We start from the raw sequence: 26,592 nt of genomic DNA on the forward strand, positions 1-26,592 counted from the left end.
ACCCGGTCACTCGGTAAACAGATGCTCGTATTTCGCAAAATACTCGATCGCAAAGTCGACGAATGCGCGCACCCTTGCGACGCGGCGCAAGTCCCGGTGATACAGCAGCCAGACGGGGTAGCCCGGCTGCAGCGGCACGCCCGGCACGCGCACGATACGTGGATCGGCGTCGCCGGTGAAAGCCGGGATCTTGATCAGACCGAGATGTTTTGCTGCTGCCTCGATCTGCATGGAGACTTCGGGAAGCACATGGCGGACTGCCGCGTCCGGAAACGGGCTGTCGGCAATCCAGTCCTGCAATTCGCTCCAGGCAATCCAGTGAGCGCCTTTGCCGTTGGTGGCGAGCAGATCCTTGTGTGTCTTGAGATATTCGGGCGAGGCGTAAACGGCCTGCACGAATGTCAGCAGCTTTCGTCCGAGCACATCCTCGTCCACGTTTCGCGCGACCCTCAAGGAGATGTCGGTCTCCAGCCTCTGCAAGTCGGAGACGCGGTTGGTTGAGATCGTGCGTACCGAGATTTCAGGAAAGCGCTCGGAAAACTCGCACAGCATGTCCGCCAGCAGTCCGTGAGACAGCGCAGGAGGCAGGCTGAGGCGAACGGTTCCCGTCGGTTCCAGATCCAGACCCGACAGCCTCCGGGTGATCGTGTTGGCCTGGGTTTCCATCTCTTCTGCCGGTTCGAGCAGAGCCTCGCCCGATTGCGTCAGTTGAAGGCCGCTTGTCGTGCGGTCGAAGACACGTGTTCCCAGACTGGTTTCCAGCGCGGAAACGGCCCTGTGGACGGTGCCGTGATTGACGCCGAGTTTTTCGGCCGCCTGTCTGAAGCTGCCGGTGCGCACTGCCACGAGAAAGGTGCGCACGTGATCCCAGTCAAGTTCGCGTTTCATGCGGCGTCCCCACTTGCTGCGTCGCGGATCGTTTTTGATCCACTCCGGTGAATTTGGGTGTATTCCAATTAAAAATCAATCCGCCACATTCAAACCCGGACGCGCTGCAGGCGCGCTTTCCGGCAATTGAGAGAGGTGGATCGAGCATGACTAATGGACCCAAAACCAGCATTGGACGGCGGACGCTGTTGAAAGGCGCGGCAACCGGCGGGGCGGCGCTGGCGCTGTTGCCCGCTGTTCCGGCACGCGCACAGCAACCGGAAAAAACACTCGGGTCCGATCCGGCGGCGCCCTACGGAGTACAGATCGGTTCCGCGTTTCCTTTCGAGAAGAAAAACGTGCCGGTTCTCGACTCAAACATTGCTTATGTCGATGAAGGCGAGGGCCGCCCGGTGATCTTTCTCCACGGCAATCCGACCTCGTCCTACCTGTGGCGCAACATCATTCCGCATGTACCGGACGGGTATCGCGCCATTGCGCCGGACCTGATTGGCATGGGTGACAGCGGAAAGCCGGACAGTGCGTACAGCTTTGCGGATCATGCTCGGTATCTGGACACGTTTCTGGATCAACTGGACCTGAGCGATGCGATCCTGGTGGTCCACGACTGGGGATCTGCGCTCGGGATGCGCTATGCGCGTTTGAACCCGGAGCGCATATCCGGTCTGGTTTTTCTGGAAGCCATCGTGCCACCCGTGCTGCCGGTCGCATCGTTCGACGACATGCCGGGACCGCTCGCCGATTTCTTTCGTCTGATGCACAGCGACAAGGGTGCCGACATGGTGCTCAACCAGAATTTCTTCGTCGAATTCGTGTTGCCGCAAATGGGTGTCGTGCGCACCATGTCCGAGGCGGAGATGGATCACTACCGCAAACCGTTCCCGACGCCCGAAAGCCGCAAGCCCGTTCTTGCCTGGCCGCGGGAAGTGCCGATCGAAGGCAAGCCTGCCGACGTGGTCGAAGAGGTCAGGCTGAACGGTGAATGGCTCCTGTCAAGTCAGATACCCAAACTGATGTTCTATGCGGAACCGGGGGCCTTGATGCCAAAACCGGTCGCGGATTTCCTGACGGCGAACGTACCCAATATCGAATCTCGATTTGTCGGAGCCGGATCGCATTTCCTCCAGGAAGATCATCCGCATGTCATCGGGCAGGGCATTGCCGACTGGCTGCGGCGGATCTGATCTCATTCCAAATCAAGGAGGACAAGATGGCGGAAATTGTCGTCAGCCAAGACGTGAATGCCCCGCTGGCCGATCTCTGGCGCAGCTGGGACAAATTCGACGAGATCTACAGGTTCAACCCGGTCATCAAACAGTCGCCGCTCCTTCCCAAGAGCGCGCCGACCGGGATGGGAGCGGAACGTGTCTGCAAGCACATCGACGGGAAAACCTATCTGAAGGAAAGGATCATCGGGTATCAGCCGCAAGAGCATATTGTCGTCGATATCTTCGACGCCAACCTGCCGCTCAAGAAGGCCATCGTCACTCTGGATTTCGAGGCGCTCTCACCCGAGCAGAGCCGCGTGACGATGCGGATTGCCTTCACGCCGAAGTTCGGGCCGGTCGGATGGCTGATGGCTCCGCTGATGAAGTCGCAGTTCAGAAAGGGTCTGTCGGATCTCCTGTCGGCAAATGCCAGGTTCGTTGAGCGAGGCGATGAGGTGCACCCAAAAGCCGCAGCCTGAGTATTGAAGTGTGTCATTTTAAGACATTCGTTAACGATGTTCTTTTTTGGTGACACACTTTTCTGGTGAATTCGGCTGAAATGCTGGCGCAAAAGTTAACAAGGCGTTACGATTCTCGGTAACTCAATAGTTAACAGTGAGTGCGTCATGAAAATGGTTTTCAAATCAGGTGTTGCTGCGGCAGGTCTTCTTGCGGTTGTTTCAACCGCTGCATTTGCCGAAAGCGGCACGACCCGGATCGTGCACGACGAACCTTACGGAGCGATCGTTACAAAGGAAGCAGGTGTGCTGGTTTTCCGCGGTTTGCCGCCGACCCGCAAGGTGATCGTCAACCCGGAAGGGAAAACACCGCTTGACCTGAAGATGACCGAAGTTCGCGAGACGAATGTCGTTGTCTTCACCCGCGACGATTATGTCCGCGGGCTGGGATCGAAGGTCCTGCGCCTGAAGTAACCGGATCAGATTGCCGGGCTGTTTTTCTCAGCGGCCCAGCAATCGTTCGTCGCAGGGATAGGTGCTGAGGCGCTCGTATCCCGTTTCGGTGATCAGAAGCTGTTCTTCGAGCTTCACGCCCTCGTGGCCCCCATGACGGCCGACATAGCTCTCCACGCAAACGACCATTCCGGGCTCAAGGCTGCCGTCATAGCCACCGCTTTCCCAGTCCGACGGGTAGGGAACGGCCGGATATTCGTCGCACAGGCCGACACCGTGAAAGAGCACGGAATACCGGTTCGCAAGGTAATCGTCGGGCAGGCTCAAAGCATTGTGTGACAGTTCACGGAAGCCGCGCCCGGGCGCAAGCATGCCGATATTGGCCTCGATCTGGTCATAGGCCATCTGGTAGAGGCTCCGCTGCTCGTTGGACGGCATGCCATCGCCGCAGAGCCATGTTCTGGAAATATCGCAGCACATGCCGTACGGCCCGACGAGGTCCGTATCGAAGGCAACCAGATCACCATCATCGATCACGCGGGACGATGCCTCCTGGAACCAGGGATTGGTGCGCGGGCCAGACGCAAGGAGCTGGGTCTCGATCCACTCGCCGCCCCTTCTGATGTTTCCTGCGTGAAGCAGTGCCCAAAGATCCCATTCCGTCATGCCGGGCACGAGCGCGTCTTCCATTTCCCGCATGGCGGCTTCGCAGGATACAATCGAGCGGCGCATTGCCTTGATCTCGTCAGTGCTTTTGACAGAGCGTGCCAGTTCCATGACTTCTTCGCCGTCGTGAAACTCCAGGCCATGTGCCTGCAACGCGGCGACCCCTTCACGGCGGGCCTTGTCCAGGGCGATGCGGTGGTTGCCTCCGCCATAGGTCTTCACAAGGTCTGCGAGTTCGTCCGCCCATTTCAGCGCCAGTTCTGCAGAGCGGGAACCGGCTTCGAAATAGAACCAGGGAATGCCGTGACGGACCTCGTCGACCAGCAGGTTGTGTCCGGACAGGTGTTCGCAGTGATGGAAGTCGAACGCAACGACCGGCCCGTCCAACGCGACAAAGGTGTAGCGAACTGCATTGTGCGTCGACCAGACCTGCATGTTGGTTGCGTCCGTCGCGTAGCGGACATTCAGCGGGTCGCACAGGATCGCTGCGCTCAGATCGTATCTTTCCAACTGCTGCCGGATGCGCGCAAGGCGATAGGCGCGCATGGCGTCGAGGTCGGGGGCTTCCATGCCGAGAGCGGCCCATTCCGTTTCGGCGAGGTCGCCATATCCAAGGACATGCCTGTTGAGTGCCGTTGCCTTTTCATTGGCATAGGCGGCAAGGGCCTCGTAGCCTGCCGCATCGCCTGGATGAAGCGGCAGCTCGGCCGGCATGATCTTCCGCCTGTGGCGGCCAAAATGTTCCGTGTTCATGGCGCTGACACCTCCTCCCTGTGTAGCTGGCCCTTGTCGTGAGTTACATGCGCATACGCTCTGCCTTCGGATCGAACGGCGGATCTGGAAGGATGGTCGCCTTGCACATTTCGCCCAGAATTTCGATTTCGAACGCACCATCGCCGGTGTCGTCGGCAAGCTCGGCGGGGATGTATCCCTGGGCCAGGGACTTCTCGACCCAGTGGGCGTAGCCGCCGGAGGTTATCCAGCCGATGACCTTGCCGCCGTGCCAGACCGGTTCATCGCCCATAACATCTGCATCGGATGCGCTGACGGCAAAGCTGACGCGGCGTTTCTTGGGGCCTCGTTCGAATTCGGTGCGGGCCGCTTCCTGACCGATGAAGCGGTTTTTCGACAGTTTGACGAACCGGCCCAGATCGGCCTCGAAGGGCCCGTAGATTGGCCTGAACTCGCGGAACCAGGTGCCAAAGTTCTTTTCCAGGCGCAGGGAGAGAAGTGCGCGCATGCCGAAATTCCGGATACCGAATTCGCCTCCGGCCTCCATCAGGGCCTCATAGACCTGGCGTTCATATTCCGGCGTCATCCAGATCTCGTATCCAAGGTCGCCGGTATAGGTGATCCGGTTGACCTTGCACGGCGCGTTGGCGACGTCCATTTCGCGGAAGTCCATGAAGCGGAACGCCTCGCCCGACACGTCTTCACCGGTGACTTTCTGCAAAACCTTGCGGGCGTTGGGACCGGCGATGGAAAGACCCACCCAGCCGAGATTGATCGCCTTCAGGGTCACGGAGCCGTCTTTAGGCAGGTGCTTTTCGAACCAGCGCATGTGATAGACCTCGGCCTGCGAGGATCCGAACATGTAGAACGTTTCATTGGACGCGCGTGCGATGGTGAAGTCGCCGATCAGCTTGCCGTTTTCGTTGAGCATGGGCGTCAGCACGATCCGGCCGACCTTCGGCAAGGTGTTGGTCATCAGCAGCGACAGGTAGTCTTCTGCCCCCGGTCCGCTGATTTCGTATTTTGCAAAATTGGCGATTTCCGTGATGCCGACGCTTTCGCGCACTGCGCGGCATTCGGCACCGACGTGCTCAAAGTCGTTGGATCGGTGGAAGGAGAAGATGTCCTTCGCCTCCACACCCTCCGGCGCGAACCAGAGCGGTGTTTCAAGCGCCCAGCTGTCCCCCATGACAGCCCCCTGCGCGCGCATGCGGTCGTAAAGCGGCGTTGTCTGGTGCGGCCTGCCGGCCGGGAGTTCCTCGTTCGGGAAACGGATGCGGAACCGGCGGCGGTAGTTTTCCTGCACTTTCGCATTGGTATAGGAGAGCGTCGCCCAGTCGCCGTAGCGGGCAACATCCATGCCCCAGATGTCGTATCCCGGATCGCCGTTGATCATCCAGTTCGCAAGCGTGAGACCGACACCGCCGCCCTGGCTGAAGCCGGCCATCACGCCGCAGGCGACCCAGTAGTTCTGAAGGCCGCGAACCGGTCCGACAAGCGGGTTGCCGTCGGGTGCGAAGGTGAAGGGGCCGTTGATGATCTGCTTGATCCCTGCCGTCTGCAGCGCCGGGAAATGCTCGAAGCCGACTTCCAGTTCCGGCGCGATACGGTCGAGATCCGGGGCAAGCAGTTCGTGGCCGAAGTCCCACGGGGTTTCGCGCGGGCTCCACGGACGGCAGTTCTGCTCGTAAGTTCCGAGCAGCATGCCCTTGCCTTCCTGACGTGTGTAGATCTCGCCGCCGAAATCAAGGATGCCGATCAGCTCCTTGCCGGTCGCTTCGTTGTGGGCAACGACTTCCGGCATTTCGTCGGTCAGGAGATACATGTGCTCCATGGCGAGCACGGGCAGTTCGAGACCGACCATGCGGCCACATTCTCGCGCCCACAGGCCGCCCGCATTGACGACATGTTCCGCCCGGATGGTGCCCTTGTTCGTGACGACATCCCACGTTCCGTCGGGGGTTTGCACAAGTTCCTCTACCTTGGTGTGCCGGTAGACGGTGGCACCGTTCACGCGCGCGGCCTTGGCATAGGCTTGGGTCGTGCCGGACGGGTCGAGGTGGCCTTCGACCGGGTCCCAGAGAGCGCCGATGAAGTGTTTTTCATCGAGCATCGGGAACATCGCCTTGGCTTCGAGGACCGAAATCAGCTCCAGTTCCATGCCCAGATACCGGCCCTTGGCCTGGGCGAGGCGCAGAAAGTCCATGCGCTCGGGCGTGTCTGCCAGCATCACGCCTCCGGTCAGGTGCAGGCTGCAGGACTGGCCTGAGATCTCCTCCAGTTCCTTGTAGAGATCGACCGTGTAGCTTTGCAGCTGCGCGACGTTGGGATCGCCGTTAAGTGTGTGAAAGCCGCCGGCCGCGTGCCAGGACGATCCCGACGTCAGCTCGTCGCGCTCGACCAGGACGACATCCTTCCAGCCAAGCTTGGTGAGGTGATAGAGAACACTGCAGCCGACAACGCCGCCACCTATGACAACGACCTGAGTGTGAGTTTTCATGCGTCTGCTCCGGACTGACCGCCTGGGTGCGGCGGGGTCTTCAAGGGAATGATCTAAAAATCGGTGGGGACACCGCCTTCGGCCTTGCGCCGGTCGACGAAGGCGCTGATCTCCTCGTCGATCGCGGGATCAAGCGCCGGCTGCTCATAGGCCTCAAGGGCTTTCTTGTAGAGCATGTTGGCCTTGTCGTAGGCGATCGGGCTGCCGGCTTCGGACCACGTCTCGTAATTGCGCCAATCGGACACGATCGGCGGGTAGAATGCATCCTTGTAGCGGGCCTGCGTGTGTTCGGTTCCGAAGAAATGCCCCGCAGGTCCCACATCCTTGATCGCATCGATGGCAAGCGAGGCCTCGGACACATCCAGGGGGGTGAGGTATTCGGCGATCTTCTGCAGAAGGTCGATATCGGCAATGAATTTCTCGAAGCCGGCGCTGAGACCGCCTTCAAGCCAGCCGGCGGCGTGCTTGATCAGGTTGCCGCCGCCGTTGATCGCACCCCATTCGGAGAGCGTGGTTTCGAGTGCGGCCTGATAGTCGACGGTGTTCGCCGCGCAGACGCCCGAAGACCGGAAGGGGAGCTTGTACCGTCTCGCCAATTGTCCGCTGACAAGCGCGGCCTTCATGTATTCCGGGGTGCCGAAGGCGGGTGCGCCGGACTTCATGTCAACATTCGAAGTGAAGCCGCCATAAACCACCGGCGCGCCCGGACGAACCAGCTGCGCGAAAGCAATGCCTGCAAGCGCTTCCGCGTTTTGAAGTGTCAGCGCCCCGGCGACAGTAACCGGCGCCATCGCGCCGGCAAGGGTGAACGGCGTGACGACAGATACCTGTCCCGCCTTGGCCATTTCGATGATGCCCTGAAGCATGGGCGTATCGAGGCGCAGCGGCGACGATGTGTTGATAACCGTCAGCGTGCACGGGGTGTCGATCAGTTCCTCGTGCGTCAGCCCATTGGCAATGCGGGCAAGTTCGATGCCGTCGTGATTGCGTTCCTTGCCGAGCGAATAAAGATGGAGGGCCTTGTCGGTCAGGCGGATCGCATCGGCGATGCAGTCCAGGTGGCGAATGGAGGCGTGCAGATCCACGGGTTCGACCGGATATCCGAGCGGCGCGTGGATGATGTTGAAGAACTGGCCGAGCTTCAGGAGTTTCTGGAAATCTTCCCTGTTGCCGGGCCTGCGGCCGCCGTCCCGATCGACGACATTGGGTGTGCTGGCAACGCATGAGAACACGATTGCGTCGCCGCCGATCTGAAGATCGTGGTTCCGGTTCCGGGCGCGCAGCGTGAATTCGGCAGGTGCCTTGGCGACCAGTTCCGCGATCATGGCACGATCCATCCGCACGCGGTCTTCACCCGGTTTGACGTCGGCTCCGGCCGCCTTGAGCATCGCCTTTGCTTCCTCATGGAGGAAGTCCATGCCGATCTCTTCCAGGACCCGCATGGAGGCATCGTGGATCGATTCAAGCTCATCTGCCGAAATGGCTTCGATCGGCTTGAAGATGTGCCGCGGCTGTTTGAAGGGCTTTTGCGGGAACAGGTCCGGTCCTGACTTTTCCCCTCCTCCCCTGCGGCGCCGTCCGCGCCGAGCGGGTGCTGTTTCATTCAAGGCAACAGTGCCAAGGTCCTCTGTCATCCGATCCGCCATTGTTTCGCGATTTGCAGGTCTTGCGTCGCCTTGAGGCTTGACCGGCAAGATCGCAGGATGAGACGACTTTAGCGGAGAGCCTTGTTTTTGCGGGCAGTCTCAGAGCGACGGTCTCTGCTTCAACTCCGACATGCCGGGCGGGCGGCAAGACCCATCAACAGGCTTTCATGAAACTTCAGCTTGACGAATTGCAGCTTCGAAGCGATCAGAGATCAGTCAAATCGAATGTGGATCCAACTGGCGTGAACGAACGGCTCACCGATTCAGATCTTTTGGCCTTCCTGAAAGGCCTGCTGCCGGTCAAGGACTGGGGCAGCGCGCGGCTGCGTCCGTTGCCGGTCAACTATACCAGCCGCTTCTGGCGTCTCGACACGCCGGAGCGGATCTTCGTGGTGAAAGAGTTCTTTCCCGGTGCCGAAGTCAATCCGCTTTACCCGACATTGCCCGACCAGGAAGCCGAGGCACTGAGTTTTCTGGCCAGATACGATCTTGCACCTGCGCTTGAAAGCTACACACAAAGTCCGTCCGGGACGCCGCTTCTGGTCTATGGTTACGGGCCGCCGGTCGCCGACCAGATCGATGTTGGCGAAGCTGCGGACCTTATCGGCCGGATCGCGGAACTCAGGGAACCCGTACCCGGGCATCAGGAAGTGCCGGCCGGGTATCATGACGTTCTGGAGAACGGTGACGCGATGCTCGCCGCGATTCCGGACAGCCGAAAGGCCGTGAACCTCAAACGGCTGAGGCCAAGCGACGAGGCGGTACCCCGACGAAAAATCGAACGCGTGCTGGTTCATCGCAGCTTCTGCCTCGGAACGATCCAGTCGACCGCTGACGGTGCCCGCATGATCGATTGGCAATTCGCCGGGTATGGTGACCCGGTCGAGGACATTGCCGGGTTCGTTTCGCCGGGCCTTTTGAAGCTTTACGGCTTGCACCCCCTGGTCGCCTATGCGGAAGAGATGTTCCTGAAGCACTATCCGAACCGGGAGACCGCCGAAAGGTTCCTGGAGGAGCGGGCCGCATATCACTGGCGGCTCGCGGCCTATTGCCTGTTCCGGCACGAGACGCTAGGCCAGACCAACGCACCGGCAGCGCGGGCCTATGGCCGTGCGCTGGAAGAAGAAGTCGATCTGCTGCTCAGGCTCAGAAGCAAATAGCATCTCCAAAGGTTTGCCGTGTAATCTCCCTGTCATGGACAGGAGCTAACGCAAGGCATGTCCATTTCGGTTTCTGCCGTTTCAAAGTCATTCGGCCCGCACAAAGCACTCAACGGCGTTTCCCTGTCCATCGAGAGCGGGACGTTCTTTGTCGTCCTGGGGCCGTCGGGCTGCGGCAAGTCGACCCTTTTGCGCGCCATTGCAGGGTTGGAACCGATCGATACAGGCCGTATTTCACTTGGCGGCAGCGACGTCGCATTTGACGGGTTCCACATGGCGCCCGAGCATCGGCGCGCTGGTGTCGTGTTCCAATCCTACGCACTCTGGCCGCACATGAGTGTTGCTGGAAATGTCGCCTTTCCATTGGAAACGGCGGGACAAAAACGAGGTGAGGTGTCTGCCCGGGTTTCGGAGTGTCTCGATACCGTATCGCTTTCGGCGTTCGCCGACAGAAAGCCCGCAGAGCTTTCCGGTGGTCAGCGTCAACGGGTGGCTCTTGCCCGCTGTCTCGCCCAGGGCGCAAAAACCGTCTTGATGGATGAACCGCTCGCCAACCTGGATCCGCACCTGCGCAGTGTCATGGAGGAGGAACTTGCGGCCTTTCATGCCGCGAGCGGTGCCACGACCCTGTTCATCACCCATGACCAGCGCGAGGCAATGGCGCTCGCCGACAAGGTTGCCGTGATGTGGGACGGGGAGATCCTGCAGGTCGACGAGCCAGACGCGATCTATCGCCGTCCAAACTCGCGGCGTGTCGCCGGGTTTATCGGACGCAGCACACTGGTGCCTGTCCGGATCGATCAGGTAACGGGTGATCAGGCGAAGGTTTCGCTCGGGACCAGCTCAATCATATCGGATTGCATCGCGGGAACCGGCCCCGGACCTGCAACCCTTCTCATCCGCCCGGAGCATCTCATTCCTGAAGCCGAACGGCCCGATCTTGAGGGGACGGTCGCACGCACCGTTTACCGGGGTGGAGCCTGGGACGTTTTCGTGACTGTCGATGGGCTGGAAAATCCCGTTCTTGTATCGCTGCACAACAAGGCAGAGAAGGGCGAAGTCCTGCGCCTCGCCATCAGCCGAAGCTGGGTTCTTTCCGGCTAGTCACCTGATTCTGAAGTTCGGCCTATTTTTCAGCGGGCTTCGAACGAACTTCAAATTCATCGCACCGGTGCCGATACGGCGCTGCCGTCAGTCTTTCCAGGGGATCGTCCCGGCCGGAACCCGGTTTGAAAGCGCGTTCATGGCCAGCATGATCACCAGCGTTGCCGCGACCACGACCACGGACATGGCTGCGGCCAGCGTGGTGTATCCGCCGTCTTCATAATTGAAGATGGTCGTTCCGATGGTTTCGTTTCCCGTCGACCATAGAAGCGCGGAGACCGTGACTTCATTATAGGCCGTCAGGAAGACCAAAATGGCGCCTGACGCGGCCGAAGGGGCCGCGAGCGGTGCAAATATGCGCCTCACCCGGGTGAAGAAACCTGCGCCGGACACACGTGCCGCGTCCTCCAGCGATCCGTCCATCTGGAGAAAGGCCGCGAGAACCGGCTTCAGGCCAACGGCCAGGAAAACCGAGACATAGGCGATCAGGATGATCCACAGGGTGCCGTAAAGCGAGATGTTGAGAAGCGGCAGAGGGCGGATGAAGGCCAGGATGAAGGCAATCGACATGACCAGCCCCGGCACCGCGAACGCGATTTCGGACTGGGTCAGCGCAAGTCCCGCCCATCGGCGGTGTGTCCCGTTTCTGTGGGTCAGAAAGTAGCCGAGCAACAGGCTTGCTGCGGCGATGACGAGCGCTGCAATCCCGGCAATCAGCGTGGAGTTTGCAAAGGCCCTCAAGGTGACCGACTGACGCCAGATGACTTCGACGACGTTCTCCAGCGTCAACGTGTCTAGCCCAAGCGGCACTCCATAAGTCTTGACCAGGGCGGTCGCGATCAGGGACGCCGCCGGCAGTAGCAGCACCAGGGCAACGAAACTCCACAAGAGCACTTCCACGTATGGTCTTTTCGTCCCAAGAGAAATGGCGAGCGGATCCTGGGGCAGTCCGATCAGGCTGGCGCGCATGCGCCTTTGCAAGAGGCTCTGGACCGCAATGGCGGCCAAGGCGATGAGCGCGAGGATGACGGATATCACCGCGACATTCGGCAGAATGTCCGGGCCGAAGCTTGCCAGACGTCGCCAGACCAGGACCGGCAACGTCGTGTAGCGCGCGGGGATGCCGATGAGCGCGTTGATGCCGAAATTTCCGAGTGCCGCGACAAAGGCAAGGGCAAACCCGGCGAGAAGTGACGGGCCAAGGAGAGGCAGCGTGATCCGGCGCAGGAGGGTCCAGGTTCCGGCGCCGGATATGCGGGCCGCGTCCGACAGTTCGCGCGGAAACGATCTGAGCGCTGCCCGGACCAGCAGGAAGACGAGCGGGCTGTGCTGGAGCGAAAGCAGAAGCACGAGGCCCTCACGCGAATATAGCGGATGCGTGGAACCGAGTTCGGGCGCGAGGCCGAGCCAGCGCAGAACAGGGCTCGCCGGTCCGAGCGCCTGGATCCAGGCAATCGCCGTCACGTGGGGCGGGATCATCATCGGAAGCAGCAGGAGGAAAACCAGCAGTCCCTTTGAGCGGATGTCGGTGAGGCCGACGAGAAGTGCAAGCAAGGTGCCCAGCACTGTTGCGGCAAGTGCCGACAGGAAACTGCTTTCGATCGAATTCCAGAGGGCGCGTTGCACCGAGCGGTTCTGGATCGCGTCAAGCAAGGGTGTCAGGTCGAGCCCGGCGTCACCTGTCAGACCGGTTCTGAAAAGCAGGAGCAGCGGCAAGCCGCAGATCACCGTCGCGCCGGCGACGAGCGCAATCAGGGTTGCTTTTTCTGAAGGAGATGACGTTTGCAAAAGGACTGGCTGGAAGTCTCGTGGAATGAAAGAACGTCAGCGCGGCTCTGGCCGCACTGACGCATGCGTTTTCGGGCAGGCGAGAATTAACCGCCGAAGATTTCAGTGAACTTGATCTTGTTCGCCTGATCCTGCTCCAACGCCTCGGACGGATCGAAGTCCATCAGCTTGATTTCCGCGCGTGCCGGGAAGCCTTCCGGTGCAGCGACCGCAGGGTGCGCCGGCAGGTAGCCCTGCGACGAGGCAAGCTTCTGGCCTTCCTCGGAAATCAGGAAATCGACAAAAGCCTTTGCAGCATCCGGGTTCTGAGCCGTGGACAGGATCGCAACCGGTTCGGTAACCGCGGAAACGCCTTCCTCCGGGAAAACGAACTCAACGGGTGCGCCTTTCAGTTTTTCGCGGATCGGCAGGAAGTCAACAACGAAACCGTAGAGTTTCTCACCGCCTGCAATGGCCTTGTAGGTGCCGCCATTGCCGCCTTTCGGGTTGGCGCCCTGATCGGCAAGGCCCTCATAGTAGGCCCAGCCGAGATCCGGACTCGACGTCAGGGCCGCCATGTGGATGGTCGCTGCACCGGATGTGAGCGGCGACGGCATTGCCAGCTTGTCTTTTGCCTCGGCCTTCAGGAGATCCTTGTAGGACGCCGGCTTCATGGGCGCGTTGGTGTTGTAAACGATGCCGCTGGTGATCAGCTTGGTGGAAAAGTAGGTCTTGTCGCCGTCCATGATGGCGGGGTCGTAGGCGGAGACATCGGCGCCTTCATGCGCCATCAGGCGGCCTTCCTTCTTGAGACCTTCCATTGTGACCATGTCGGCGATCAGGAGGACATCCGGTTTCGGTGCGCCGGCCTCGAACTCCGCGCGCAGCTTTGCCATCATCTTGGTGGTGCCGTCACGGACCCACTCGACTTCGACGCCCGGATGCTTTGCCGTGAACGCGTCAACAGTCGCCTGTGCATCGGCATTCGGCTGCGATGTGTAGAGTACCAGTTTTCCGGAGACATCGTCTGCGAAAGCTGGCGTGGATGCCATGGCCAGAAGGCCGGCTGCGATCAACATGTTCTTCATCTGACTAATCCTTTGAGCAAAGCCGCGAGAGGATGCGGGTGCTCAGGTGGTTAGCAGGCTTATGTGACAGTCTTTTTCGATCGCCAGGGAGAATCGCAGAACCGGGTCACTTTCTGAATTCCGGTTTCAGCTTTGCGTGATCCGGGGCGATATGAAGTGTAAGTGCGCCTCAATCCGCCGTGGCAGCCATTGCCCGGAGGAGGCGGGTCGGCTATCACCTCGTAACGGCAACTTAAATCGATCTGAGAAAGGCTTTCTTGATGAGTTCAAACGGCGCTGTTGCGGAAATCGGCCTGATCGGCCTGGGCACGATGGGCGGAAACCTTGCCCTCAACATTGCCGAGAACGGATTCCAGATCGCGGTCTACAACAGGACCACGGAAAAGACCGACCAGTTCATGGCAAAGGCGGGGGAACTGGCCGGCAGACTTGTTCCCACCAAAACGCTCGAAGAGTTTGTTGCCTCTATCAAACCGCCGCGCGCCGTCATCCTGATGGTGCCGGCCGGGGAGGCCGTGGATGCACAGATCGAGGCGCTGCGCCCCTTGCTGGATGCACAGGACCTCATCATCGATGCGGGCAACGCCAACTACCATGATACCAACCGCCGCGCCGCCGCGTCGCTTGAAAACGGACCCCGCTTCATGGGCATCGGCGTTTCCGGCGGTGAAGAAGGGGCGCGCTTCGGACCCTCCATCATGGGCGGCGGTGCAAGTGATGCCTGGGACCAGGTCGGCCACATTCTTGAAGCCATATCAGCAAAACACGAAGGCGAACCCTGCGCGGCCCATCTCGGCGAAGCCGGTGCGGGGCATCTGGTCAAGACGGTTCACAACGGCATCGAATATGCGGACATGCAGATGATCGCCGAGGTTTACGGTGTCATGCGTGACGGCTTTGGAATGCCGGCTGCGGAGATCGGAAGCGTTTTCGATACGTGGAACCGGGGCATTCTTCAGTCCTACCTGATCGAGATCTCGGGAAAGGTCGCCACCGCATCGGATCCGGAAACCGGCCGGCCGATGCTCGACATCATCCTTGACCGCGCAGGGCAGAAGGGGACCGGCCGCTGGACGGCCATCGAGGCCCTGATGCTGGGCACACCTGCCAGCACAATCGAGGCCGCGGTTGCCGTGCGCAACATGTCGTCGCGTCTTGACGAACGGAAGGTAGGAGAGGCCGAGTTCGGCTCTGCGCCGGCCACCCTGGGACAGGATCTGATCGCCATCGACGCGCTGGAAGCCGCGCTCGTGGCCGGCAAGATCGTCTGTTACGCGCAAGGCTTCGGTCTTATCCTGGAGGCGGCCCGTCAATATGGCTGGGCGATGCCCCTGCCGAAAATCGCGAAGATCTGGCGCAACGGCTGTATCATTCGCTCTGCCATGCTCAACGACATGTCGGCCGCGCTTGCCGAGGATGCCGAACGCAACCTGATGCTGGCGCCATTCTTTTCGGCCAAGCTGAAGGAAACCGAGGCCCAGTTGCGGCAGGTGGTGGCGCAGGCGGCTCTTCACGGACTGCCGGTTCCGGCCCTGTCCGCGGCGCTGTCCTATTTCGACATCATGCGCACGGCCCGCTCGACGGCAAACATGCTGCAGGGCCAGCGGGACTTCTTCGGCGCGCACGGCTTCGAGCGCACCGACAATGACGGCGGCGGTTACCACGGGCCCTGGGCGATGGGCTGATCAACAAACAAAAACCTCCGCGGCTATCCGCGGAGGTTTTTTTCAACATCGCATTGCGACCAAGAACGTCGGGACCAACTTTCGGCCGCATTCGGAAAAAGCGCATCAGCGCTGTCTCGTATAATGGGCCGCCTGCAACGGTACATGCCGCCTGCGCTTCGAGACGGCCCTACCGGCGGTCCTCGGGATGAGGCTTCAGTGTTGGCGCCGTCAGCTGCCGGCCTGCAAACCGGTATCCAGCAAGGCTTTGATCTGTTGTTCGCTGGTTCCGGCAACGATGCGGCCGAGCTCCTGATCGCCTTTTAGCACGAGCAATGTGGACCGGCGCGGGATCTTGCGCGACGTGGTGACCTCGTGACCGCCGTAGGCATCCCAGTCGACGCGCACGAAGACCATCGTCTGATCATAGGCCGGGTTGGCCTGGCGCAGGGCGGATATCACCCGTTCCTGGCGCGCACAGGTGCTGCACCAGGAGGCGGCGTAGTCGACGAAAACGGTCTTGCCGGCGGCCAGATGCTTCTGGATGAGCCCGGGCGAATAGTCGACCATTCCGTTTGCAAACGCGGTTGCGGGCAGCAGGGTTGCCGTGAGTGCGGCGCCTGCAGTTGTCATAAGAAAGCGACGGCGGTTCATGTTCGTTCCTTTCCCTTCAAGATCAAAACCGGACTGAAAGATCCTGCAGCCAGATCGGCATTACGCTCAGAGCCCACGCATCAAACATCTTGTGGACGTTGAGCAGCAGCAGCACGCCGACTGCGATGAATACGACCCCCATCAGGGGTTTGGATTTCTCCGCCAGGCCGCGCAATCTGTCGGCCCTGCGGCGGATGGTTTCTCCCGCGCCGAGCCCGAGACCGACGATGAACGTTGATACGCCAAGCGCGAAGAAAGACATGATGGCAGCGGCCCAGAGCAGGCTCTGCCCCTGGGAGGCAAGGGCGATCGCTCCGCCGAGCGTCGGGCCTATGCAGGGAGACCAGACCGCACCGAGCAGCGCTCCTCCCAGAAACTGGCCTCGAAGACCGCTTGTGTCGGTGCTGTGAAGCCTTTGTCCGGCCGAACCGGAGAAGCCGGCCGTGGCAAGTTCGAATCGCTGGCTGAACGCCGGCACCAGCAGCACGAGGCCGAAGACAATCATCAGCGTCGCCCCGACCCTTGCCATGACGTCCTCGGTCAGGCCGATGGCGTATCCGACCGTTGACACCAGCATTCCGACGGTGACGAAGGAAACGCTCATACCTGCAGCAAGCGCAATCGGTGCGCGTTTGTCCGCGTTGAGTGCCGATGCGAGCACGATCGGCAGAACCGGCAAAACACAAGGGTTTATCAGGGTCAGAAGACCGGCAATATACGCAAGCGGCAGTTCAAGCATGTTTACCAGCACACCTTTGCAAGAGCTCGTTCCGGTCGAGGAATGACGCGGCACACCTCGATTCCGCAATGTAAGTAGGGAAAGGCTGCCGGTCTGTCCTCTAACGCCTCTTCACAAATTTGTGGGGTCGGGCTTGCGGGCCGGTTTCCGGCGTCATTGTGCCAGGCCGAGCTCAGCCATGTTCGCGATCGAAACGGGAATGTCGGCGTGATCGCGAACCTCGATAATGAGGCGCGGATCGCTTTGCAATTTCGACAGTGCCGCAAAGACCGAAGGCCAGCAGATCGTTCCCTCGCCAAGTGCCCAGTGGCGGTCGGCATAACCATCGGCATCCTGAAGGTGAACGTGGCGCAGGTCGTTCCCGGCCGCTTTCACGTAATAGTCGACCGGCGGAGCGCCCGTTGACCCGTGGGCATAGTGCGCATGCCCGGTGTCGATCGAGACCTTCACCCACCGAGACCCGAAACTCTCGGCAAGTGTCTTCCTGAGGTGCGGATCCTTGTCCTCGATGTTTTCGATGACGAGCTCACAGCCGATATCCTCAGCGCGTTTGACGGCGTCCTTCATGGTCAGGTGACAAAGTTCGATCTTGCGTGCGCGGGCGCCCTCGTAATTGTCGAGATTGTTGTGATCCCACGTGGAATAGGGGCTGTGCACGACCATGTGGGTCGCGCCGAACGCTTCACAGACTTCAAGACCTTGCAGGAGCCGTTTTTTGACGACTGCGCGCACATCCACATCGACGGCATCGATGGTGAAGCCCCAGAAGGGCCCATGGATGCCGAGACGGCCTTCGTGGCCGTCAAGCAAAGCCTTTGCGCGCTCCACCAACGGCATCCAGTCTCCGTTGAGAACCTCTCCGGGCCAGAAATCCTGAAGTTCAAGGTCTCTCGGCTTTTCGAGCATGAGCTTGCGGTGGGTTTCCAGGCTGTTGACATTGAGCGCTGCGCCCAGGATCGGGAGGGTCGGCATGATTGTCCTTCATCGGATGTGAAACCAGCTGCCTGATACGGTGCAATCCTTGACAGTATTGCGACGCCCCGGCACCGAAAGGTCAGTATCCCCGTTTACGGTCGACATGGTCCGGCACGGTGCCCGTTTCCAGGAATGTCTCAAGGTTGCGCGCGACCAGCCTTGAAGCCGTGCTGATGATTGTCGGTGCGGATATGTGCGGAAGCACCGTTATTTTCTTATGGCGCCAGAGTGGACTGTCTGTCGGCAGGGGTTCCTGGTCGAAGACATCGAGGACAGCGTGGGAGAGATGTTCTGCGTCGAGCGCGCCGATAAGCGCACCGGTCTCGATCACCGGGCCGCGCGCGAAATTGATGATCGCGGCGTTTTCCTTGCACGCATTGAATTCGTCCTTGCCCAGCAGACCGCGAGTCCCGTCAGTCAACGGAACCAGAACAACCACGACATCGGCCTCGCCGAGGAGCTGTTTCAATCCCTCTGCGCCGTGGAAACAGCGAACACCGTCGAGGGCTTTTTCCGATCGGCTCCAGCCCGTCACCGTGAAGCCGTTGGCACGCAGGCGTTGCGCCGAGGCAGTGCCGAGATTTCCCAGTCCAAGGACACCCACCGTCCGTTCTGCCGGGGTTTTCAGAAAGTGTTCCTGCCAGACGCCCTGACGCTGCTGGTGCATGTAGCGCGGCATGTCGCGATGCAGGTAGAGCGTCCATGCCAGAACCGCTTCGGACATGGTTTCAGCCATTTGGGGGTCGGCAAGCCTGACAATGAGAGGACCGTCTTCCGGCAACTCTGACATCAGCCGCTCGACCCCTGCCCAAAGGCTCTGGACCCAGACGAGGCTCGGCAAGGCTGCGACCTTGGCCGGATCCGGATTTGCAACGATGGCAACCCTTGCAGCGAGACGCTCTTCTTCACTCAGCGATTCGAACGGCTTGAGTTCGGCCAGATCGCTGAGCGATCTCGACAATTCCTGTTGCCAGGCGTCCCGCTCATGGGAGTGGGCTTCTGGGATGAAGGGAACAACTGGCTTCATGAGTGGCGGCTCCGGAAAACGCATCGGTTCGCCGTCTTGAACCTCGCGCATGAAAAGGAAAGTGTTGACCTTAGATCTAGAGCAGGATCAATGCCCGGCACAAGAGCAAGTCAGCGCGCCGGGAGGAGTGCGGATACCAAGTGTTGCAAGTCAATTAGGTGGTTCGTTCCTTCGTTTTGCAGGCACGATTGGTTACTGCCGGCGCCAGTTGCAGACCCCGGGGCGTGATGTCAGGCGCGACGCGAGGGGTCTGGTCAGGGCGCGGAGTATGCATAAACAGTTAAGACCCGAGCAGGCGCACTCGTTCATATCCGCAGTTCGAAATCGTATTTGCACCAGAAAAAATCAGTAATTTTTACGATATAGCTCTGAGGCTCATCGCTTTTTACTCAGCTCAATCAACATGTTGAGTGATGTTGAGGTGCGATTGTGCCGCATCTTTTCCGATTTTGATCCACTTTGAGTAAAATTTTATTGTTATTATTATCAATGCTGAATGGGTTTGTTTGCAAGAACTTCAACGCCCGGCGAGGTCGCTTCCGGTGAGCGGTCCGGGCACGCCGTGCTATTCGAAATTGTGTTCTGAAAGCCTCCGCAATGTTAGCGAAAGTCAAGTCCACGCGAGTCGACAGTGCCTATGACCGTCTGAAAGACGAGATCCTGCAAGGTGTTCTGCCGCCCGGATATCAAGCGCCGGAACCTGATATCGCAAGCCGTCTCGGCATGAGCAGGACGCCGGTCCGGGAGGCCCTGATCCGGCTTGAGGCGGAAGGCCTGATCGATCTGATCCCTCGCAGGGGCGCGCGCGTGGTCGCGATCTCGCAAAAGGACTTTCGCGAAATTTTCGAGATACTTGCCGTGCTTGAAGGCCTTGCTGCAAATGCGGCCGCCCGCGTCGATGTTCCAAGCGATCCGCTTCATGATATTCGCCAGGTTCTGGAAGAAGGTGAAACGGCGCTTCGGGCCAAGGACATTTCGGCCTGGGCGCAACTGGATGACACGTTTCACCGTCTTGTAGCGGGCCTGTCCGGCAATGACAGACTGCACTCCGAGATCTGTGGCCTTCTGGACCAGGTGTTCAGGGCGAATTCCGTGCTGCTGCGGCTGAACAATGCGCCCGCGGCACGCGATACCACGCATTACAAGATCGTCGACGCGATTGTTGCCGGCGAGGCCGAGCGAGCTGCGGAACTTGCCAATGCGCACCGCCTCAGCGGTCTGAAAACCATGGACAACCTTTTGGCAAACAGCGGCCTGTCGCACGTTTGAAGCGGTTCATCAGCGCTCAGGCGCAGGCCCGGTCGATTGGCCGACAATCAATTCCGCGTCGAGATGCAGCGACGAGACTTCGCGCTCCGGATCGGCGATATGGTCCAGAAGCAATTCTGCGGCGCGCTGGCCGGCATACCGGACGGACGAGCGCGTGCATGTGAAAATCGGCACTTCACCGCTGTTCGGCAGGAAGGAGAGGGCATCGTCATGGGTGATAATCGATACGTCCTTTCCGGTTTCCAGACCGCACTGACCGATGGCGCGCGCGACGCCGATGGCTGAAATCATCGAGGACACCAGAAAAGCGGTTGGCGGGTTATCGGACCTGAGCATCTCCATTGCGTTGTCGCAACCGTAGGGCTCCGTCATGTCGGAACTGCGCATGATCCCGGTGTCGGGAACAAGGCCCCTGGCAGCCAGGGCGTCTTCGAATCCCTTTCGCCGCCGGCGCGCAAAATCCATGTGTTCAAGGCCATTGAGAAGCGCGATCCGCTTGTGGCCGAGATCGAGAAGCAGGTTCGTTGCCCGCTCGAACGCGCGGCGATTGTTCATGTCGACCCAGGAGGTTTCCTGTTCGGCTCCGGGTATGCGGCCGTGAACGACGAAGGGAAGGTTTATTTCGCGCAAAAGCCTGTGCCGGCTTTCATCTGCCGCCGGGCCATGAATGATCACGCCGTCGGCTTTCTTGCGCGAGGCAATCTGGCGGTAGGCGTCTTCCTCGTGATCGTCCTCGACCACGGAAATGATCATGTCATAGCCGTGCTTGGAGTAGGTTTCGCCCGCCCCGGCGATGAACTCCAGGAAGATCGGGTTCATCATCTCGTGGATCGAACGAGGGATGACATGGCCGATCGCCATCGACCGTCCCGTGGCAAGCCGCCTGGCCTGACTGTTGGGTGCGTATCCGAGCTTCTCCGCCATTTCGGCAACCCGGCGCCGCGTTTCTGCACTGACCTCCGGATAACCGTTCAATGCACGGCTGACGGTCGTCTGCGAAAGTTGCAGGCGATTCGACAATTCCTTCAGATTCACACCCTTGCTCATTCTTGCCCAAAACGCTTTGAAAGCGCCCTCCCATCAGGCTGTTATTGAAATACCACATTAATTCGTGAGTTGTTCGCTTGACAAGTCCGAAGCGTGGCGACATGTTTAGGACAAATCCAAAGCGGTTTGGATGCCGAGTTCCGGTTGGTTTGCTGCATGAGGGAGGAGCCTCGGTATTGCTGCCGGCGGGTAAGGTGTGCCACTTTAGATGGAATGTCCCGCCAAAGGGACAATCTGGGAGGACTGACATGAAATCACGTTTGATGGCCTGCGCGGCCGGTTTGGCGCTGAGCGTTTCGCTGGGACTTGGAAGTGCCTCGGCTGAGCTGAAATTCCCTCCGGGCGAGGGACCTTTCAACTGGGACAGCTACAATGCCTGGGCGGAAAGCGCGCCTGATCTTTCGGGTCAGACTGTGACGATCGCAGGCCCTTGGCTGCAGCCGGAAGACGGCTATTTCCGGAGCGTGCTGGCCTATTTCACCGAGGCGACCGGTGCCGAGGTCATCTATACAGGTTCCGATTCCTTCGAACAGCAGATCGTGATCGACGCCGAAGCGGGTGCCGCTCCGAATATTGCCGTCTTTCCGCAGCCGGGTCTTGCATCGGACATGGCGTCCCGAGGTCTACTCCAGCCGATGCCCGAGGGTATGGCGAGCTGGGTTGGCGACAATTACGGCGCTGGTGAAAGCTGGGTGAACCTCGGCACCTACAAGGACGGCGATGGCAACGACCAGCTTTTCGGTTTCTTCTACAATGTCAACGTCAAGAGCCTCGTCTGGTACGTGCCGGAAAACTTCGAGGATGCCGGTTACGAAGTGCCGGAGTCCATGGAGGACCTGAAGGCGCTGACAGAGCAGATCGTTGCTGACGGCGAAACGCCCTGGTGCATCGGCCTCGGTTCGGGCGCTGCGACCGGGTGGCCGGCGACCGACTGGGTGGAAGACATGATGCTGCGCACGCAGCCGGCTGATGTCTACGACCAGTGGGTCACGAACGAAATTCCGTTCGACGATGAGCGCGTTGTCGCGGCCATCGAGGAATTCGGATGGTTCGCCCGCGACGACGACAAGGTTGCCGGCGGTGCCGATGCGGTTGCGTCAACCGACTTCCGCGACAGCCCGAAGGGCCTGTTCTCCTCGCCGCCGCAGTGTTACCTGCACCGCCAGGCCTCCTTCGTTCCCGCCTTCTTCCCGGACGGCGTCGAGTTCGGCGCGGATGTGGACTTCTTCTACTTCCCCGCCTACGCGGAAAAAGACCTCGGCAACCCGGTGCTGGGCGGCGGTACGCTTATGGCGATTACCAAGGCGTCCGATGCGACCACGGAGCTGATGAAATTCTTCCAACTGCCGCTGTCTCATGAAATCATGATGGCCCAGACCGGCTTCCTGACGCCGCACAAGGGTGTCAATCTCGACGCGTATCTGAATGACACGCTGCGGGGCCAGGGCGAGATCCTGGTCAATGCGACGACCTTCCGCTTCGACGGGTCCGACCTGATGCCGGGCGGTGTCGGTGCCGGCACTTTCTGGACGGGCATGGTCGACTACACCGGTGGTAAGGACGCTGCCGCAGTCACCAAAGAGATCCAGGAAAGCTGGGACGCTCTGAAGTAACGCCTTGCCGGCCGTCTGTCCGCGTGGCAGACGGCCGGATGTTTCAGGCGAGCGGACGCCCGCATGGCGCAACTGCCTGAACACACAAGTGTTGTCCGGCTCGACCGGAAAACCTCCATAATGACATATGGGATGGAACGGCCATGTTTGCGGATAACCCGGCACTCCTCGGGTTGGCGACCATCGTTATCGGCGTCGGTGCCTGCCTCGGTTACTTTTTCTTGTCGAACGTAGTTCTGGACAAGGTTATCTTTCCGGCATCCGGACCGAACGCGGGCCGGAACATCAACCGGGCCAATATGGTGCGGCCATGGCTGTTTCTGTTTCCGGCTCTTTTTGCACTGCTGCTCTACCTGGCCTATCCCGTCTTCGAAACCCTGCGTCTGTCGCTGACGGACCGGGATCAGGGCGGAGCATTCGTCGGATTTGCCAATTACAGCCAGATGATGGCTGAACCGAAGTTCTGGGAAGCCGTGCGCAATAACATGCTCTGGCTGATCGTCGTTCCGGCCATCTCAACGGCATTCGGTCTGCTGGTGGCGCAGCTTACCGACCGGATCAGATGGGGCAATCTCGCAAAGTCCCTCATCTTCATGCCGATGGCGATTTCCTTCGTCGGCGCGTCGGTCATCTTCAAGCTGATCTATGACACACGGCCCGAGGATCAGAATCAGATCGGTATCCTCAATGCCGTCTGGCTGAAGTTCGACGGCGGCATCGGATCGGTGCTCATGCTGCAGGTGCTACCCTCGATGCTGCTCATCGGTTTCGTGGTCATCGTTGCCTCCGTGGCCTGGTCTTTCGCGCGCGGCATCATCGCCAAGGGCGAGGACAAATCCGTCTGGCTTCTGCCGCTCCGCCTGCTCGTTGCCGGTGGCGCCCTGTGGCTTATCTGGGTGTCCGTCGGCTCGCTCGTCGGCCTCTGGATCGGTGAATTGCCCTACGGCGAAGCGCAGACATGGCTGACCTTGCCGCTGTGGAACAACTTCTTCCTCATGATTGTGCTGGTCTGGATCCAGACCGGGTTCGCAATGGTGATCCTGAGCGCCGCCCTGCGCGGCATTCCGGAAGAAACCGTCGAAGCGGCCATTATCGACGGGGCCAACCCGTTCCAGATTTTCTTCAAAATCAAGGTGCCCCAGATCATGGGGACGATCGTAGTCGTCTGGACGACGATCACACTCACGGTTCTCAAGGTCTTCGATATCGTCTTCGCGATGACCAACGGTCAGTGGGAGACGCAGGTCCTGGCGAATTACATGTACGACAAGCTGTTTCGCGCCAACGACTGGGGGGTCGGTTCGGCAAGCGCGATTGTGATCATGCTGCTGGTGACGCCGATCCTCGTCTGGAACGTTTACAACGCGCGCAAGGAGATGAGATAATGGCCACGATCGCCGGCAAAAAATCCGGACTGGTTTGGGCAGTCCATCTTTCCGTCGTCTTCCTTGTTCTCCTGTGGCTGTTTCCGACGATCGGCCTGTTCGTGTCGTCGTTCCGGACTGCGGACCAGATTTCCAGTTCCGGCTGGTGGGCCGCGCTGTTCGAATCCGAACAGAACGAGGTCTACCGCGCCGCCGATCCGGACGACAACCGGGTTGCGGACGGTGACGTGTTCGTGGTGAGAGGCAATATCTTCGAAGGCGAGCCGCGCGAAATCCGGGCCTGGGGCATTTCATCCAGAGACGTCTCGGCGTTTCAACCCGGCGAAACCGCGGAGATGAAGGACGGTGAGAGCGTTACGCTCGACGCAGATGGTAACTATGTCTGGCGCGGCAACGACAAGCAGTTGTCCGGGCGCGGGCAGCGCATCTTCATTACCGCGACGGTTCCGCCGGAGTTCACTTTCGACAATTACCGGACGATCCTGTTCTCTGGTTCCGGCCAGGACAACATGGCCAAGGCCTTTTTCAACACGCTGACCGTAACGATTCCGGCGACGATCATACCGATCGTGGTGGCGGCTTTTGCGGCCTACGCGCTTGCCTGGATGGAGTTTCCGGGCCGAGCATTGCTGATCGCGGCCGTCGTCGGGTTGCTCGTCGTTCCGTTGCAACTGGCGCTCATACCGCTATTGCGGCTTCATCTGGGCATCGGGATCGGCAAGGGATACCTCGGTGTCTGGCTTGCGCATACGGCCTTCGGCATGCCGCTGGCCGTCTATCTCTTGCGAAACTACATGGTCGGTCTTCCCCGGGACATCATCGAGAACGCCAAGGTCGACGGCGCGACCGATTTCCAGATCTTTACCCGGATCATCCTTCCGCTCAGTTTTCCGGCGCTCGCGTCCTTTGCGATCTTCCAGTTCCTGTGGACATGGAACGACCTTCTGGTCGCCAAGGTGTTCCTGATCGACGCAACGGGTTCGACGACGGTCATGACCAACCAGATCGTCGAATTGCTCGGCACGCGCGGCGGCAACTGGGAAATCCTGGCGACCGCAGCCTTTGTCTCGATCGCCGTTCCGCTCGCGGTCTTCTTCGCGATGCAACGGTATCTGGTCCGTGGCCTCCTGGCAGGATCGGTCAAGTAACATGAACAAGAAACATATTGGGGAGCAGCCGGCATGACCTCCTTGTCCTTGAAAGATGTCAGCAAGTCTTATGGCGAAGTCGAGGTTCTGCGGAACATCGACCTTGAAATCGAGCAAGGCGAACTGATCGTGTTCGTCGGACCCTCCGGCTGCGGAAAATCAACGCTGCTTCGCATGATCGCCGGGCTTGAGAAGATCACGGGCGGTACGCTCGAGATTGATGATGTGATCGTGAATGACGTACCGCCGGCCCAGCGCGGAATCGCGATGGTGTTCCAGTCCTATGCGCTCTACCCGCACATGACGGTCTACGACAACATGGCCTTCGCCCTGAGACTTGCGCACAAGTCGAAGGAAGAGATCGATGCCGCCGTCAAGAGCGCAGCCGAAACGCTTCAGCTGACGCAGTATCTCGACCGGTTGCCGAAAGCGCTTTCGGGCGGGCAGCGGCAGAGGGTTGCCATCGGGCGCTCGATTGTGCGTGACCCCAAGGTATTCCTGTTCGACGAGCCGCTCTCCAATCTTGATGCGGCACTGCGGGTGGCCACCAGGATCGAGATCGCGCAGCTCAAGGAAAGCATGCCGGAAAGCACGATGATCTACGTCACCCACGACCAGGTGGAAGCGATGACGCTTGCAAGCCGGATCGTGGTGCTGCACGGCGGCGATGTCGAACAGTTCGGTGCGCCGCTTGACCTCTACGAACGTCCCGCCAACACCTTCGTGGCACAGTTCATCGGGTCGCCGGCCATGAACCTGATCACGGCTGAGGTAACGGCAACCGGCAAGGTGACTTCCGTCAAGATGGCCGATGGCGGTCACGCGGATGTTCCCATTGAATCGCGAGACGGCGACATTGCAACTGCCGTCAAGCTCGGCGTGCGCCCCGAGGATCTGACGGTGACTGAAAGCGACGACTATCTCGTTTCCGCACAAGTCGAGATTGTTGAAGCGCTCGGAGAAACGACCGTGCTCTATTTCAAGTCGCAGAACGGAGAAGAAGCTCTCATCGCCAAGCTTCCCGGCATTCACAAGATCGACAAAGGCACGACCATCCGACTTACGGCAGTACCGGAAAAGCTGCACCTTTTCGACAGCGAAGGCAGATCGTTCCTGTACCGCTAAAATTGTCGCGCCGGCTTCGGTCTGTCACAGGCGGCGCGCGCACCGCGTCCACGCATGCATCACGGGATGGTGGCCAGTGAAGGAAATCCCGTTTGCCGGCCATTTCCCGTTCATCTTTCCTTGATCCGCAGACTGCCGAAGCACGCTTGTTGCCGGCACACTGTGACCTGACCGAAGGCTGGTTTCACGGGATTGCGGTACCGCGCCGCTTCCGTCCCCTGCCATTGAGCGCCGTTTTCCGCGATTTTCACGTCTGATCGTTCTTGTCATATCATT

General features: G+C 59.9%; 22 protein-coding genes. 11 read left to right on the forward strand and 11 right to left on the reverse strand.

What is annotated here, in order from left to right; translation table 11 throughout:
• Positions 1–6: 6 nt before the first annotated feature.
• Entirely contained in the window at positions 7–888 is an 882-nt protein-coding gene (locus RDA78_RS11995) for a LysR family transcriptional regulator (protein ID WP_434055536.1), read from the reverse strand.
• 146 nt (positions 889–1,034) lie between these two features.
• Between RDA78_RS11995 and RDA78_RS12000 the strand changes: the two genes are divergently transcribed.
• The 3 genes from RDA78_RS12000 to RDA78_RS12010 all read left to right on the forward strand — a co-directional run bounded on the left by RDA78_RS12000 (position 1,035) and on the right by RDA78_RS12010 (position 3,028).
• Complete coding sequence (locus RDA78_RS12000) at positions 1,035–2,072, forward strand: haloalkane dehalogenase (protein ID WP_434055537.1); 1,038 nt, start codon at positions 1,035–1,037, stop codon at positions 2,070–2,072.
• A 26-nt stretch (positions 2,073–2,098) separates the two neighbouring features.
• Positions 2,099–2,575 carry an SRPBCC family protein gene (locus RDA78_RS12005; protein WP_434055538.1) on the forward strand — a complete coding sequence of 159 codons (477 nt, stop codon included), beginning with the start codon at positions 2,099–2,101 and terminating at the stop codon, positions 2,573–2,575.
• Positions 2,576–2,722: 147 nt separating this feature from the next.
• Positions 2,723–3,028, forward strand: coding sequence for a hypothetical protein (locus tag RDA78_RS12010; RefSeq protein ID WP_434055539.1), 306 nt, complete (start codon positions 2,723–2,725; stop codon positions 3,026–3,028).
• A gap of 27 nt (positions 3,029–3,055) precedes the next feature.
• On the opposite strand, the gene RDA78_RS12015 is transcribed toward RDA78_RS12010, so the two are convergent.
• The 3 genes from RDA78_RS12015 to RDA78_RS12025 are packed head-to-tail and all read right to left on the reverse strand — an operon-like array spanning position 3,056 to position 8,539.
• Entirely contained in the window at positions 3,056–4,426 is a 1,371-nt protein-coding gene (locus RDA78_RS12015) for a M24 family metallopeptidase (RefSeq protein WP_434055540.1), read from the reverse strand.
• A 43-nt stretch (positions 4,427–4,469) separates the two neighbouring features.
• Positions 4,470–6,905, reverse strand: coding sequence for a GcvT family protein (locus RDA78_RS12020; protein ID WP_434055541.1), 2,436 nt, complete (start codon positions 6,903–6,905; stop codon positions 4,470–4,472).
• Positions 6,906–6,958: 53 nt separating this feature from the next.
• Positions 6,959–8,539: a trimethylamine methyltransferase family protein gene (locus tag RDA78_RS12025; RefSeq protein WP_434055542.1), complete on the reverse strand. Its 1,581-nt coding sequence runs from the start codon at positions 8,537–8,539 to the stop codon at positions 6,959–6,961.
• 179 nt (positions 8,540–8,718) lie between these two features.
• On the opposite strand from RDA78_RS12025, the gene RDA78_RS12030 reads away from it, so the two are divergent.
• A complete protein-coding gene (locus RDA78_RS12030) occupies positions 8,719–9,711 on the forward strand; it encodes a phosphotransferase (RefSeq protein WP_434055543.1) in 993 nt (330 codons plus the stop codon).
• 57 nt (positions 9,712–9,768) lie between these two features.
• Entirely contained in the window at positions 9,769–10,815 is a 1,047-nt protein-coding gene (locus tag RDA78_RS12035; protein ID WP_434055544.1) for an ABC transporter ATP-binding protein, read from the forward strand.
• An 87-nt stretch (positions 10,816–10,902) separates the two neighbouring features.
• Here RDA78_RS12035 and RDA78_RS12040 read toward each other — a convergent pair whose 3' ends face one another.
• Together RDA78_RS12040 and RDA78_RS12045 are read right to left on the reverse strand one after the other, a co-directional pair.
• Positions 10,903–12,603 (reverse strand): ABC transporter permease, encoded by a 1,701-nt coding sequence (locus RDA78_RS12040; RefSeq protein WP_434055545.1) that lies wholly within the window; start codon positions 12,601–12,603, stop codon positions 10,903–10,905.
• A gap of 86 nt (positions 12,604–12,689) precedes the next feature.
• Complete coding sequence (locus RDA78_RS12045) at positions 12,690–13,670, reverse strand: extracellular solute-binding protein (RefSeq protein WP_434055546.1); 981 nt, start codon at positions 13,668–13,670, stop codon at positions 12,690–12,692.
• Positions 13,671–13,930: 260 nt separating this feature from the next.
• Here RDA78_RS12045 and gndA point away from each other — a divergent pair, with 260 nt between their 5' ends.
• On the forward strand, positions 13,931–15,355 hold the full coding sequence (gene gndA / locus RDA78_RS12050; protein WP_434055547.1) for an NADP-dependent phosphogluconate dehydrogenase: 1,425 nt from the start codon (positions 13,931–13,933) through the stop codon (positions 15,353–15,355).
• A 210-nt stretch (positions 15,356–15,565) separates the two neighbouring features.
• On the opposite strand, the gene RDA78_RS12055 is transcribed toward gndA, so the two are convergent.
• The 4 genes from RDA78_RS12055 to RDA78_RS12070 form a co-directional block, all read right to left on the reverse strand.
• Complete coding sequence (locus RDA78_RS12055) at positions 15,566–15,988, reverse strand: thioredoxin family protein (RefSeq protein ID WP_434055548.1); 423 nt, start codon at positions 15,986–15,988, stop codon at positions 15,566–15,568.
• 22 nt (positions 15,989–16,010) lie between these two features.
• Positions 16,011–16,727 (reverse strand): cytochrome c biogenesis CcdA family protein, encoded by a 717-nt coding sequence (locus tag RDA78_RS12060; RefSeq protein ID WP_434055549.1) that lies wholly within the window; start codon positions 16,725–16,727, stop codon positions 16,011–16,013.
• Between the two features lie 153 nt (positions 16,728–16,880).
• On the reverse strand, positions 16,881–17,699 hold the full coding sequence (locus tag RDA78_RS12065; protein ID WP_434055550.1) for a sugar phosphate isomerase/epimerase family protein: 819 nt from the start codon (positions 17,697–17,699) through the stop codon (positions 16,881–16,883).
• Positions 17,700–17,781: 82 nt separating this feature from the next.
• Complete coding sequence (locus RDA78_RS12070; RefSeq protein ID WP_434055551.1) at positions 17,782–18,729, reverse strand: 2-hydroxyacid dehydrogenase; 948 nt, start codon at positions 18,727–18,729, stop codon at positions 17,782–17,784.
• Positions 18,730–19,326: 597 nt separating this feature from the next.
• Between RDA78_RS12070 and RDA78_RS12075 the strand changes: the two genes are divergently transcribed.
• Complete coding sequence (locus RDA78_RS12075) at positions 19,327–19,998, forward strand: GntR family transcriptional regulator (RefSeq protein WP_434055552.1); 672 nt, start codon at positions 19,327–19,329, stop codon at positions 19,996–19,998.
• 9 nt (positions 19,999–20,007) lie between these two features.
• On the opposite strand, the gene RDA78_RS12080 is transcribed toward RDA78_RS12075, so the two are convergent.
• Positions 20,008–21,045 (reverse strand): LacI family DNA-binding transcriptional regulator, encoded by a 1,038-nt coding sequence (locus RDA78_RS12080; RefSeq protein WP_434055553.1) that lies wholly within the window; start codon positions 21,043–21,045, stop codon positions 20,008–20,010.
• Positions 21,046–21,293: 248 nt separating this feature from the next.
• Between RDA78_RS12080 and RDA78_RS12085 the strand changes: the two genes are divergently transcribed.
• The 4 genes from RDA78_RS12085 to RDA78_RS12100 all read left to right on the forward strand — a co-directional run bounded on the left by RDA78_RS12085 (position 21,294) and on the right by RDA78_RS12100 (position 26,316).
• The gene (locus tag RDA78_RS12085) at positions 21,294–22,658 is read left to right on the forward strand and encodes an ABC transporter substrate-binding protein (RefSeq protein ID WP_434055554.1); all 1,365 of its coding nucleotides are present in this window, start codon (positions 21,294–21,296) and stop codon (positions 22,656–22,658) included.
• 143 nt (positions 22,659–22,801) lie between these two features.
• On the forward strand, positions 22,802–24,043 hold the full coding sequence (locus RDA78_RS12090) for a carbohydrate ABC transporter permease (RefSeq protein ID WP_434055555.1): 1,242 nt from the start codon (positions 22,802–22,804) through the stop codon (positions 24,041–24,043).
• A complete protein-coding gene (locus RDA78_RS12095; RefSeq protein ID WP_434055556.1) occupies positions 24,043–25,191 on the forward strand; it encodes a carbohydrate ABC transporter permease in 1,149 nt (382 codons plus the stop codon). Before RDA78_RS12090 ends, RDA78_RS12095 begins: the two co-directional genes overlap by 1 nt.
• Positions 25,192–25,224: 33 nt before the next feature.
• The gene (locus RDA78_RS12100) at positions 25,225–26,316 is read left to right on the forward strand and encodes an ABC transporter ATP-binding protein (RefSeq protein ID WP_434055557.1); all 1,092 of its coding nucleotides are present in this window, start codon (positions 25,225–25,227) and stop codon (positions 26,314–26,316) included.
• Positions 26,317–26,592: the final 276 nt, after the last annotated feature.

The organism is Roseibium sp. (assembly GCF_051016195.1).
Lineage (GTDB): Bacteria > Pseudomonadota > Alphaproteobacteria > Rhizobiales > Stappiaceae > Roseibium.